At 39.2% G+C, this 11,876-nt stretch carries 11 protein-coding genes; 8 read left to right on the forward strand and 3 right to left on the reverse strand.

Features of this window, described 5'->3' with window-relative positions; all coding sequences use genetic code 11:
• Positions 1-315 (reverse strand): 2-oxoglutarate dehydrogenase E1 subunit family protein (locus AC6F75_RS03495; protein ID WP_500713561.1); only part of this gene is annotated, 315 nt, incomplete at its 3' end.
• A gap of 113 nt (positions 316-428) precedes the next feature.
• On the opposite strand from AC6F75_RS03495, the gene AC6F75_RS03500 reads away from it, so the two are divergent.
• On the forward strand, positions 429-965 hold the full coding sequence (locus AC6F75_RS03500; protein ID WP_500713562.1) for a hypothetical protein: 537 nt from the start codon (positions 429-431) through the stop codon (positions 963-965).
• Here AC6F75_RS03500 and AC6F75_RS03505 read toward each other — a convergent pair.
• Positions 962-1,939: a polyprenyl synthetase family protein gene (locus AC6F75_RS03505; protein WP_500713563.1), complete on the reverse strand. Its 978-nt coding sequence runs from the start codon at positions 1,937-1,939 to the stop codon at positions 962-964. The genes AC6F75_RS03500 and AC6F75_RS03505 overlap by 4 nt on opposite strands.
• Positions 1,940-2,080: 141 nt before the next feature.
• On the opposite strand from AC6F75_RS03505, the gene AC6F75_RS03510 reads away from it, so the two are divergent.
• The 6 genes from AC6F75_RS03510 to AC6F75_RS03535 all read left to right on the forward strand — a co-directional run bounded on the left by AC6F75_RS03510 (position 2,081) and on the right by AC6F75_RS03535 (position 11,004).
• Complete coding sequence (locus AC6F75_RS03510; RefSeq protein WP_500713564.1) at positions 2,081-2,680, forward strand: TetR family transcriptional regulator; 600 nt, start codon at positions 2,081-2,083, stop codon at positions 2,678-2,680.
• Positions 2,681-2,683: 3 nt separating this feature from the next.
• Positions 2,684-4,024, forward strand: coding sequence for a TolC family protein (locus AC6F75_RS03515; protein ID WP_500713565.1), 1,341 nt, complete (start codon positions 2,684-2,686; stop codon positions 4,022-4,024).
• A 12-nt stretch (positions 4,025-4,036) separates the two neighbouring features.
• Positions 4,037-5,209, forward strand: a complete 1,173-nt coding sequence (locus AC6F75_RS03520) for an efflux RND transporter periplasmic adaptor subunit (protein WP_500713566.1) — start codon at positions 4,037-4,039, stop codon at positions 5,207-5,209.
• A 6-nt stretch (positions 5,210-5,215) separates the two neighbouring features.
• Positions 5,216-8,884 carry an efflux RND transporter permease subunit gene (locus AC6F75_RS03525; protein ID WP_500713567.1) on the forward strand — a complete coding sequence of 1,223 codons (3,669 nt, stop codon included), beginning with the start codon at positions 5,216-5,218 and terminating at the stop codon, positions 8,882-8,884.
• A 76-nt stretch (positions 8,885-8,960) separates the two neighbouring features.
• Positions 8,961-10,709, forward strand: a complete 1,749-nt coding sequence (gene aspS / locus AC6F75_RS03530; RefSeq protein ID WP_500713568.1) for an aspartate--tRNA ligase — start codon at positions 8,961-8,963, stop codon at positions 10,707-10,709.
• Between the two features lie 10 nt (positions 10,710-10,719).
• Entirely contained in the window at positions 10,720-11,004 is a 285-nt protein-coding gene (locus tag AC6F75_RS03535) for a hypothetical protein (protein ID WP_500713569.1), read from the forward strand.
• Here AC6F75_RS03535 and AC6F75_RS03540 read toward each other — a convergent pair whose 3' ends face one another.
• Complete coding sequence (locus AC6F75_RS03540; RefSeq protein WP_500713570.1) at positions 11,005-11,319, reverse strand: HPF/RaiA family ribosome-associated protein; 315 nt, start codon at positions 11,317-11,319, stop codon at positions 11,005-11,007. It lies immediately after the preceding gene.
• Positions 11,320-11,609: 290 nt separating this feature from the next.
• Here AC6F75_RS03540 and AC6F75_RS03545 point away from each other — a divergent pair, with 290 nt between their 5' ends.
• Positions 11,610-11,807, forward strand: a complete 198-nt coding sequence (locus AC6F75_RS03545) for a cold shock domain-containing protein (protein ID WP_500713571.1) — start codon at positions 11,610-11,612, stop codon at positions 11,805-11,807.
• Positions 11,808-11,876: the final 69 nt, after the last annotated feature.

Below are 11,876 nucleotides of genomic sequence, written 5' to 3' on the forward strand. Positions count from 1 at the left end.
ATCCAGTTTAGGTTCATACTTTCTTCTTTCCCTAACAGGGTTTGTCAGTGTGAAAAGATGGCCTCTTTTTCTGTAGCCTTCTATTAATTTGACTACCCTGAATTCCTTTTCAAGGTTTTGAAGTTGCGGCTCACAAAAAGCATCAGGATCTTCAACCAAATCGGCAGTGGTTGCGCTGCCGTTTTGCCCAAAATCAAACCCCTGAAAGAAAGCTCTCCAGCTGGGTTCAACACTGTCGGGATTTTCAAGATATTGGTCGTAGAGGTCAGCAAAAAACTGTGAATGTGCTGCATTTAAGAAAGAAAATTTATCCATAGTTTAGGTACGTTCTTGTACAATTCAAATAAATTGGGGCAAAAGTACAATATTTCCAAATCATAGTAAAAAAATGTTGTTATATTTAAGATTCATTTAGTAATGCAAAAATTATGGCCAAAACATTGATTTTTACAATTGTTTTATCGCTTGTGGTTTCAGTTAATTTAAATGCTCAAGTAACACCATCTGCCACTCAAAAGGAAACTAATCCTTTTTGGGGAAATGTGAGTTTTGGCGGTGGTTTGGGAATGAATTTTGGCAACGGATTTTTCTTCGGAAGTATTTCCCCAAGTGCTATTTATAACTTTAACCCCTATTTTAGTGCGGGTTTGGGTCTGAGTTATGTCCATTTGAATGACAAGCGAAATGATTACAGAGTATCTGCCTATGGCGGAAGTATCATTGGCCTTTTTAACCCTATCAGAGAAATTCAACTGTCAGCTGAGTTGGAGGGATTGCAGGTTGACCAGACTTTTTTGTTTCCGGAAGGAAATATTAAAGACAATTATTTTCAGGAGGCCTTATTTCTCGGTGTAGGCTTTAGAACAGGGAATGTTACCATTGGTGCCCGTTATAACGTGCTTTACAATAAAAACAGAAACATTTACGGTGCTGCCTTAATCCCTTTTGTGCGAGTCTATTTTTAAACTGTCCTGTAAATTAAGTTGTTGGCAAAATCAGTCAATTCTTTTTTTCCGGTTTGACTAATGTCCAATTCGTTCAGTAAATTGATGGCAACATTTGTATACTCCTTGATTTTGTTTTTTGTTTTTTCTTTTGCTCCTGATGATTCAAACAAGCGTTTTACAGCTTCAATTTTCTCAGCCGGGTTTTCGGGCTGTATGTTGTATAGGTGCTCCAGTTCCCGCGAGTCTGCCTTAGGCAAATCATTAAGTGCCGTTAGAAATAAGTAGGTTTTTTTATTGGAAATAATATCCCCGCCCACTTGTTTTCCGAAAGTTTCAGGGTCGCCAAATACATCCAGATAATCATCCTGAAGTTGGAAGGCAAGACCCAGATTGCGACCAAATTCATAAATAGCCGATTGTGATTTTTCTGAAGCACCGGCTACAATGGCACCCATTTCCATGGCGGCACCCACTAAAACAGCGGTTTTAAAATTGATCATATGCAGGTATTCGTCTACCGAAACATTGTCCCGAGCTTCAAAATCCATATCATACTGTTGCCCTTCACAAACTTCTATGGCCGTTTTGCTGAAAAGTTTAGCCAGCTTTTGAAATGTTTCCGGCTCATAATTTTCAAATAACTGATAAGCTAAAATTAAAAGCGCATCCCCCGAAAGGATACCGGTGTTGATGTCCCATTTTTCGTGAACGGTTTCTTTCCCTCTGCGTAAAGGTGCCTTGTCCATAATATCGTCATGAATGAGCGAAAAGTTATGAAACAATTCAACCGCCAAAGCAGCATTTTGCGCTTTTTCAAAAGGAGTCCCAAAAAGTTCACAGGACATCAGTGTAAGCACTGGCCGAAGTCTTTTTCCGCCCAAATCCAATATATAATGAATTGGAGCATAAAGATTTTGGGGTTCCTTAGGCACAGAAAACCGGGTGGAGAGATGGATTAAAAAAGCCTTCCTTAAGGCGTCAAGTGAAGTCATGAAACATCAATTTTTTTGCTAAAATACTTTTTTCTAAAGAAACAGGATATAGGTGCTCTCAATTTCCATTGTTAATTTTGTGTAAAAACTTTGGAAACTTTATTTGTATTAAAAGTTTCCACTCTATATTTGCTCCCCGTTATGAGAGAAAAAATTTTAGAAGTTGCGAGCGAGCTATTTTTAAACCTTGGGTTTAAAAGTGTGACCATGGATGATATTGCCAATGAAATGGGAATTTCAAAAAAGACCATTTACCAGCATTTTGCCAATAAGAACAAACTGGTTGAAGCCACAACAGATTATGTGTTCCATTTTATTTGTACCGGGATTGAGTGTATCAGGGAAGAACACAAAAACCCTATTGCAGAACTTTTTCAAATTAATGCGTTTATCAAGCAATTGCTCAAAAATGAAAAAGCTTCGCCGCAACACCAACTACAGAAATATTATCCACGTATATACAAAAACCTGAAAGAGAGCCAGTTTACTATTATGCATGAATGCATCATAGCCAATTTAGAAAGAGGTAAGGAGTTAGGCTTTTACAGGAAAGAAATTAACCCTGAAGTGATTGGGCGATTTCATTTTTTGGGAGCTACCGGTATAAAAAATCAGGATTTGTTTCCTCCGGAAATATACAGTCCCAATGAAGTAGTTGACATGTTTTTGGAATATCACTTGCGTGGAATTGTAACAACAAAAGGAGAAAAAGAACTAATAAAACACATCAATCAAAACTAAATCATGCTCAGACTTTTAACTACAGTATTCCTGTTTGCAAGTATAATGGGCTATTCCCAACAAAGAAATTCTTATTCGTTTTCTTTGGAAGAAGCCATCACTTTTGCTTTGGACAGTAACTATACGGCCATCAATGCACAACGAGACGTTGTGGCAGCACTCAAGCAAAAATGGGAAACTACAGCAACAGGTTTACCGCAAATCAACGCCGGAGTTGATTATAGAAACAACATCAAACAGCCAGTAACCCTGATACCCGGCGAATTTTTTGGCGGCGAACCCGGAACATTTGAGCCGTTGGTTTTTGGAGTTCCTCAAACCATGACGGCTACCGCAACTTTAAACCAGCTGTTGTTTGACGGGTCTTATATAGTAGCGCTTCAGGCGTCAAAAACTTTTTTGGAATACTCCAGAAATATGGAGCAAAAGACAAACTCGATGATTCGGAAAGAAGTAGTCAATGCCTATGGCAATGTACTGCTTTCACGTGAAAACATTGATATACTTGAAAGCAACAAAGCCACTTTGGACAAGAATCTGAGGGAAACCACCGAAATTTTCAAAAACGGGCTCGCCGAAGAAGAAGACGTAGAGCAGCTTCAAATCACCTTGTCTAATGTCGATATTCAGCTCAGAAATGCCAAACGCGTTCTTGATCTTTCTAAACAGTTGTTCAACATAACCCTTGGAATAGACCTTGAAGCAGAAGTAACCTTAACTGATAATCTGGATAAACTCATTGCTGAAAACATTGATTTGCAACTGCTCAGCACAGATTTATCTCTTGAAAAGAATATCGATTACCGCATAGCCAACAATTTTACAGAGCAACGGCGCCTTGAACTCAAACAGGAGCGTTACAAAGCCTATCCAACACTCAGTGCGTTTATAAACTATGGCACACAGGCCAACAGTGAAACGTTCACCTTTCTGGATTCAGACCAAAGATGGTTTCAGTCTTCTATTGCCGGAGTGAGTTTACAAGTGCCCATTTTCAGTTCGCTGGGAAGAAGGGCCAGAACCCAACGTGCCGAAATTGCTTTTGATCAGTCCAAAACCGAATTTGACGAAATGGTACAAAAAATTAAACTTGAGGCCAACAATGCAAAAAACAACTATCAATTTGCTATTGACAAGTATGAAAATTCAAAATCAAATTTAAACCTGGCAGAACGCATTGAGAAAAAAAATCAAATCAAATTCTTTGAAGGCCTCAGCGGAAGCTTTGAATTACGACAGGCACAATTGCAACTGTATGCGGCACAACAGGAATACCTTCAGGCAATGCTGGATGTTATCGTCCAAAAAGCAGAACTGGAACGCATATTAAACTCTACCAACTAATATTTTATTACAATGAAACAAATACTCTATATCACAATTTTGGCCATAACCCTTGCGGCCTGTTCAAATAATAAAAAACTTCAAGCTGTTGAAGACGTCATCGAGTCGGGTGACCTCCAAAAAATGCAAGAAAAAAGGACAGAAGTGCTTACATCATTTGACAGTATTGGAAGGATTCTTTCCCGTCTTGAACTGGCTATAGCTGAAAAAGACACCACTTTGCGTTATCCATTGGTAACCGTTTTTGAAGTAAAAGATACCGTTTTTACTCGCTCTGTTGCCATTCAAGGCAATGTGGAAACTTCTGAAAATATCCTGATTTTCCCTGAATATCAGGGAGTACTTTCCAATGTCTATGTGCGTCAGGGACAACAGGTTTCCAGAGGTCAGGTTTTGGCAAAAATTGACGACGGCGGTTTGTCAAGCCAGCTAGCGCAACTGGAAACCCAGTATGCTTTGGCAAAAACCACTTACGAGAGACAACAGCGCCTTTGGGATCAGCAGATTGGCAGTGAAATCCAGCTGCTCCAAGCTAAAGCCAATATGGAAGCTACCGAAAGTTCGGTGAAACAACTACGTTCCCAGCTGGATAAAACTACCATTCGTGCACCGTTTTCTGGTGTAATTGACGAAATCATCACAGAACAGGGGCAGGTTGTAGGTCAGGGTGGTAATGCTTTGATGCGTTTGGTGAATTTAAAAGATATGCGTGTTAAAGCAGCAGTTCCGGAAAATTATTTGCAAAGTGTTTCAAAAGGGTCATCTGTACAGGTCAGTTTCCCGGCCATACAAACGGTGGTTGATGGTAAAATTTCTGCGGTGGGAAGCTACATCAACCCCACAAACAGAACGTTTCAAATCGAAGTTGAAATTCCCAATACCGAACAAAAAATAAAGCCCAACCTGATGGCCAGCCTTCAGATCAATGATTATACAAGTGAAAATACTTTTGCCATTCCCACAAACTGTATTTTAGAAAACGCAGCCGGCGAAAAGTTTGTTTTCGTTTTAAACGAAATTGAAGAAAATCATGCTACAGTTAATCGAACCCAAATTGAAACCGGGAAAAAGAGTAACGGACTTGTTGAAGTTTTAAGCGGTTTGACCGATTCTGATATCATTGTAAAAGATGGTGCATTAACTTTGAAAGACGGTGCAAGAATCACAATTCAAACTGCAAATTAGAACCCCATGACAGAAAAAAAACTGAAGTATTTCGGGCTTTCAAATTGGTCTATCAACAACAAGATGACTGTTTTTGTACTCATTGGCATTTTGCTTATGGGAGGATTGCTTTCTTACATCAACTTACCCAGGGAGTCTTTTCCTGAGGTGATTGAAAACAAGGTATATGTGAGTTCAGTCCTTCCGGGAAACTCGGCCGAGGATGTGGAACGCCGTGTAACCAAACCACTAGAAGATGAGTTTAATGACATTTCAGGAGTGGTAAAAATCAGTTCAAACTCCTTGCAGGATTATTCAATGATTACTGTAGAGTTTGAAGAAAAACTCACCATTGAAGAAGCAAAAATCAGGGTAAAAGACAAGGTAGATGCCGTTAAAGCCAAACAAGACTGGCCCACTCTTGACGGAGGTGTTAAAGTTGAGCCGAATGTGTTTGACCTCAACATTTCTGAAATTATGCCCATTGCCCAACTCAACCTTAAGGGAGATTTTACCAAAGAGCAACTCAAAAGTTTTGCTGAGGATTTACAAGATCGGATTGAAGAGTTTCCCGAAGTGAAAGAGGCCACTTTACTCGGCGTTCAGGACAAAGAAGTTGAAGTAGCAGTTGATGTTTACAAAATGATGGCTGCTGAGGTGAGTTTTGGTCAAATCATCAGTGCCATACAGGATGAAAATACTACAATTTCCGGCGGAAATATCATAGAAAACGGTTTGCGCAGAAACATTAGGGTAATAGGTGAAATCAAAAGCCCAAATGAACTTGAAAATATTGTTGTCAAAGAAGATAAAGGGGCCGTGTATTTAAGAGACATCGCCACGATTAATTTCAGACCTAAAGATGCCACAACTTACGCAAGGGAATATGGTGAGCCTGTTGTGATGTTGAGCATCAAGAAGAAAGCCGGTGAGAATATGATTACCGCGATGGAAAAAATCAAGGAGCACATTCCTGTGGCATTGGATACTTATTTGCCGGGCAATCTTCAAATTACAATCACCAGCGACGAATCTGTCAGAACCGAAGATCAGGTTGCAGAATTGGAAAACAGTATCATCTTTGGGGTTATTCTGGTTATTAGTGTTTTGATGTTTTTCCTCGGTTTTAGAAATGCGCTTTTTGTGGGGATTGCCATTCCACTTTCTATATTACTTTCATTTTTGATACTTCCGGTTGCAGGTGACATTATTGGCATCAACCTTACGCTGAATACTATGGTGCTTTTTGCCACTGTGATGGGTCTGGGGATGCTGGTCGATAACGGTATAGTGGTAGTAGAAAACGTCTATCGACTCATGGATGAAGGTGTACCCCGAATGGAAGCGGCCAGACAGGGTGTGGGTGAAATTGCCTGGCCCATTATTGCATCAACGGCAACAACCTTGGCGGCATTTTTGCCACTGGCTTTCTGGCCCGGGATTATGGGGAAATTTATGATTTTCTTTCCGCTTACATTATCAATAGTACTGTTTTCATCGCTTTTTGTAGCATTGGTGATCAATGCCATGCTTACATCTACTTTTATGAAAACACAGGAAGAAGAAATTCCTAAAAAAACGTTAGTGAAGATTAGTTTCGCCCTGTTTGTTTTTGGAATTTTGTTACTTATCTCAGGGATTTTAGATACGCATATAATTTTTAAAATACTCGGGGTTATTACTTTAATATTTTCAATAATCTTAATTGGAATAGGATGGGAAAATAGGAGTAGAACTCATATTCTTAAAAAGGGGTTAGGAGTTTTTGCAGTAGGTGTCTTGTTTGCCATTTTAGGTTTTGTGGGAGGCCCCAAAGCATTAATAGGTTTTGGTAACCTGTTTATTTTTGTTTCCATTTCATTATGGTTTTTCAAATATTTACTTATACCTACATCAAAAAGGTTCCAGTTTAAAACACTTCCCAAAATTGAAAGGGCCTATCAAAAAACATTACATTATGCCCTTAAAGGTGGAAATGCCTATCGGTTTTTTTTTGGAACTGTAGGCTTGCTCGGTGTAGCTATTGGAGTATTTCTGTTATTCACACCACCGGTACTTTTCTTTCCGGAAAACCAACCCAATCAAGCGATAGTGTATATTGAATATCCTGAAGGTACCGATATTGAAAAAACCAATGCCCTTGCAGAAATTGTGGAGCGGCAGGTGTTTGAAGTATTGGAAAAGTACCAGTATCAAAAGGATGGTGAGACTTACAATTTTATGGCAGAGTCCATAATCTCACAAGTGGGTGAAGGTTCAGGGAACCCTATGGTTGACGGGCCATCCCAAAATGAAATGCCACATAAGGGGAAAGTTACCGTACTGTTCAGGCAATACAAATACCGTTTTGATGAAAATGATAATAAAATCAGTAGTTCTGATGTTTTGTCTGAAATCAGAAATGCCGTTCAAGGCTATCCCGGAGCAAGCGTCATTACCGATAAAGACCAGGCAGGACCACCTGCAGGCTATGCTATCAACCTGGAATTGAAAGGTGATGATTATTATGAATTGATTGAAGAAGCCAGAAATATTCAGTCCTATATCAACGGCTTAAATATTCCCGGAATTGAAGAGTTGAATCTGGATGTTAACCAAAACAAACCCGAAATGGAAGTAGTGGTTGACCGCATGAAAGCCGGCGAACTGGGTGTTACCACGGCCCAAGTAGGGCAGGCATTGCGCTCTGCAATATATGGGTTTGAAGCTTCCACGTTTAAGGATGGAGACGACGATTATGACATTATCGTTCGGTTTGACAGTGACAGTCGTTATGACGAAAGTGCCTTGTTCAACCAAAACATCACCTTTAGGGACAATCAAGGGAATTTGAAACAGATACCGCTTTCAACTTTGGTGACAACCCGAAACCTGGCAACGTTCAGCTCTATTAAAAGAAAAGATTTAAAGCGGGTGATTACCGTATATTCCAATGTTTTGGAAGGGTTTAATCCCACCGAAACGGTGCAGAAAATTGAGAAGGCCCTTGAAAATTACCCGATGCCCAGAAACATTACCTATCAATTTACCGGGGAACAGGAGGAAATGGCCAAGAATATGGAGTTCTTGTCGAGAGCACTTGTCATAGCACTGATGTTGATTTTGTTAATCATAGTAGGTCAGTTTAACTCTATTTCAAAACCCATTATGATTTTTGTGGCTATTGTTTTGAGTTTTATAGGTGTGTTGTTTGGGCTAGTGATTTTCCAAATGGAATTTGTAATACTCTTGACAATGATGGGAATCATATCCCTTGCGGGAATTGTGGTAAACAATGCTATTGTTTTGATTGATTACACCCAGTTGCTCATCGACCGTAAAAAAGCGGAACTGGGCGTTCCCGAAGACAAATTTCTTACCCGTGAACAATACAGGGAAGCCATAATAGCAGCAGGAACCAACAGATTGCGACCTGTAATCCTTACGGCAATCACTACCATTCTTGGATTGTTGCCATTGGCCGTGGGCTTAAACCTGAATTTCTTTACGCTATTTACTGAATTTGATCCGCAAATCTATGTGGGGGGCGACAACAATATTTTCTGGAAACCAATGTCCTGGACCATTATTTTTGGTTTGTCATTTGCCACATTCTTAACGCTGGTGATCATCCCCACGATGTTCTATTTGTTGAACCGTGCAAAAATCAGGTTTTATAATGATAAAGTTCAAAAGAAAATAATTCACTCAGCATAAGAAAAAGTCCTCAAGTTTACTTGGGGATTTTTTTTCTCTTAAATTTGCATTCTCATTTTAAAGGAATTAAAAGAAAATGTACAGAACACACACTTGTGGGGAATTAAGAGCCGAACATATCGGGCAGGAAGTCACTTTAGCAGGATGGGTCCAAAAATCACGCGATAAAGGATTTATGATTTGGGTCGATTTACGCGACCGCTACGGCATCACCCAGTTAATTTTTGACGAAGAACGCACACCGAAAGAAATGGTTGAAAAAGCCAAAGATTTAGGGCGCGAATTTGTCATTCAAGCCTCAGGTAAAGTTATTGAACGCGAGTCAAAAAACGATCAAATGCCCACAGGTGAAATAGAGATTCTGGTTACAAATCTTGAAATTCTCAACGAGTCATTGACGCCGCCTTTCACTGTTGAAGACAAAACAGATGGCGGTGAAGATTTGAGAATGAAGTATCGCTACATCGACATTCGTCGAAATCCGGTGAGGAACAATTTAATCTTCCGTCATAAAGTGTCTATGGAAGTGAGAAAATACCTTTCAGAACAGGGATTTGTGGATGTTGAAACCCCTTATTTGATTAAATCCACCCCAGAGGGTGCCCGCGATTTTGTGGTGCCCAGCAGAATGAACGAAGGACAATTTTATGCGCTTCCGCAATCGCCGCAAACATTTAAGCAATTGTTAATGGTGGGCGGAATGGATAAGTATTTTCAGATTGTAAAATGTTTTCGCGATGAAGATTTAAGAGCCGACCGCCAGCCGGAATTTACACAAATTGACTGTGAAATGGCATTTGTGGAACAGGAAGACATCCTCAATACTTTTGAAGGACTTACGCGTCATTTACTTAAAGAAATTAAAGGTGTGGATATTGAAAAATTCCCAAGGATGACTTATGATGAGGCGATGCAAAGGTATGGCAATGACAAACCCGACATTCGTTTTGGGATGGAGTTTACAGAACTCAACGAAGTCACACAGCACAGGGATTTTAAAGTATTCAACGATGCAGAGCTAGTTGTTGGAATTGTTATTCCCGGCGGAGCGGCTTACACACGTAAAGAAATCGACGAACTTACAGACTGGGTAAAAAGACCTCAAATTGGAGCTTTGGGCATGGTGTATGTGAGATGCAATGAAGATGGAACACACAAATCGTCTGTTGATAAATTTTATGACCAGGATGATTTGTTTCAAATAGCAAAAACCACAGAAGCTAAAGTGGGAGATTTAATTTGTATCCTTTCGGGAGACACCGGAAAAGTAAGGTCGCAACTCAGTGCTTTACGAATGGAAGTCGCTACAAGAGTGGGATTAAGAAAACCAGATGAATTTGCGCCACTGTGGGTGATTGACTTTCCATTACTGGAATGGGATGAAGAGACTCAAAGATACCACGCCATGCATCATCCTTTTACATCACCCAAGCCCGGGCAAATGAAATTGCTGGAAACCAACCCCGGTGAAGTAAAAGCCAATGCCTATGACCTAGTGTTGAACGGAAATGAAATAGGAGGTGGCTCTATCAGAATACATGACAGGGAGGTTCAGGAAAAAATGTTTGATTATCTTGGATTTACTCCTGAAGAAGCCAAAGCACAATTTGGATTTTTGATGGAAGCGTTTCAATATGGTGCACCACCACACGGAGGAATTGCTTTTGGTCTGGACAGGCTTGTAGCTATTTTAGGCGGTCAGGAAACCATCAGGGATTTTATTGCCTTCCCAAAAAACAACTCAGGCAGAGATGTGATGATAGATGCTCCGGCACCGATTGATGATGAGCAGTTAAAAGAGCTAAAACTAAAATTGAACATTTAATTGCACGACCATGAGATATTTAATCATTTTACTTTTTCTGATTTCCGTGGCATTGGTATGCTATGGGTTTTATATCAAGGCAGACGATTTAAAATCAGGCGAGCTGTTTATTGGTCTGGGAGTTGCAATAGGTTTTTTTTTATGGATGCCAGCGTTTTTATACCACAGATGGAAAGGGAAAAGTGCCAAAGATTATATGCTTACCAGTGAAAGTTTCAAAAAAATGAGGGAGTATGAAGCTAACAAAGACAAAGAAAAAGTGCAGTCAAAAAATAAAGAAAGCAAAAATACGTGATTATTGATCACGCATCTTTCCCACGATAGAGTCCAGTTTTCTTCTTAGTTTGTTTAATGCTGATGAAAAAGATTTTTCAATCACATCAGATGTATCTGTTACAATGACGGGTTGCCTGTTTAACATCCTGGCCTCTATCAAACACTTTTTATCGTTCAATCCTGATTTTTCACTATTCTCATCACTTAAATGAACCTCTATGCGGGTAATGATGTTTCCAAATCGGTCTAGTTTTTTTTCAGTTTTTGATTTATAATCTTGTTTTGAATCAATTGTGATGTCAATGTTTTTATCTGAATTTATTTGAATTTGCATATTAAAATTTTTATGTTAAGTTCTGGCTCTAAGTTACTGTTCAAAAAGAATAATGAAGGCTTATTTAATAAAATATTGGGATTAAATTTTTCGCTGAAACAACAACTGTCTTCCTGTTTTGAACCCTTGGATTGGCTGAACTATAAGCTGACAATACATTTTTTAATGGAATGAGATTCACCTTAATAAGTGATTAAATGCAATAAAAATTAAATTTTTTTGGTTTTTTTTTAACAATTCAGCCAATAATCTTTTATATTTACGCTATTATTAATTTATTATTTATTACAATGGAAGGAACAGTAAAATTTTTTAACGAGTCAAAAGGTTATGGATTTATAACCAATGACGAAACAGGAAAAGACATCTTTGTACACGCCTCTGGCTTAAATGGAGAAGCGTTGAATGAAGGTGACAGGGTTGAATACGTAGAAGAAGAGGGCAGAAAAGGAGTGATTGCAGCACAAGTGAAAGTCATCCACGATTAAAGAGATATACGTTGTGATTAAAAACCCGCTACTATTTAGTGGGTTTTTTTATACCCTGAATAGTATGCA

This window comes from Planktosalinus sp. (assembly GCF_059864935.1).

Excerpts from the sequence above, each read along its gene's own strand:
- AC6F75_RS03500 (WP_500713562.1), top strand. The coding sequence starts at position 429 with ATGGCCAAAACATTGATTTTTACAATTGTTTTATCGCTTGTGGTTTCA.
- AC6F75_RS03505 (WP_500713563.1), bottom strand. The coding sequence starts at position 1,939 with ATGACTTCACTTGACGCCTTAAGGAAGGCTTTTTTAATCCATCTCTCC.
- AC6F75_RS03510 (WP_500713564.1), top strand. The coding sequence starts at position 2,081 with ATGAGAGAAAAAATTTTAGAAGTTGCGAGCGAGCTATTTTTAAACCTT.
- AC6F75_RS03515 (WP_500713565.1), top strand. The coding sequence starts at position 2,684 with ATGCTCAGACTTTTAACTACAGTATTCCTGTTTGCAAGTATAATGGGC.
- AC6F75_RS03520 (WP_500713566.1), top strand. The coding sequence starts at position 4,037 with ATGAAACAAATACTCTATATCACAATTTTGGCCATAACCCTTGCGGCC.
- AC6F75_RS03525 (WP_500713567.1), top strand. The coding sequence starts at position 5,216 with ATGACAGAAAAAAAACTGAAGTATTTCGGGCTTTCAAATTGGTCTATC.
- aspS (WP_500713568.1), top strand. The coding sequence starts at position 8,961 with ATGTACAGAACACACACTTGTGGGGAATTAAGAGCCGAACATATCGGG.
- AC6F75_RS03535 (WP_500713569.1), top strand. The coding sequence starts at position 10,720 with ATGAGATATTTAATCATTTTACTTTTTCTGATTTCCGTGGCATTGGTA.
- AC6F75_RS03540 (WP_500713570.1), bottom strand. The coding sequence starts at position 11,319 with ATGCAAATTCAAATAAATTCAGATAAAAACATTGACATCACAATTGAT.
- AC6F75_RS03545 (WP_500713571.1), top strand. The coding sequence starts at position 11,610 with ATGGAAGGAACAGTAAAATTTTTTAACGAGTCAAAAGGTTATGGATTT.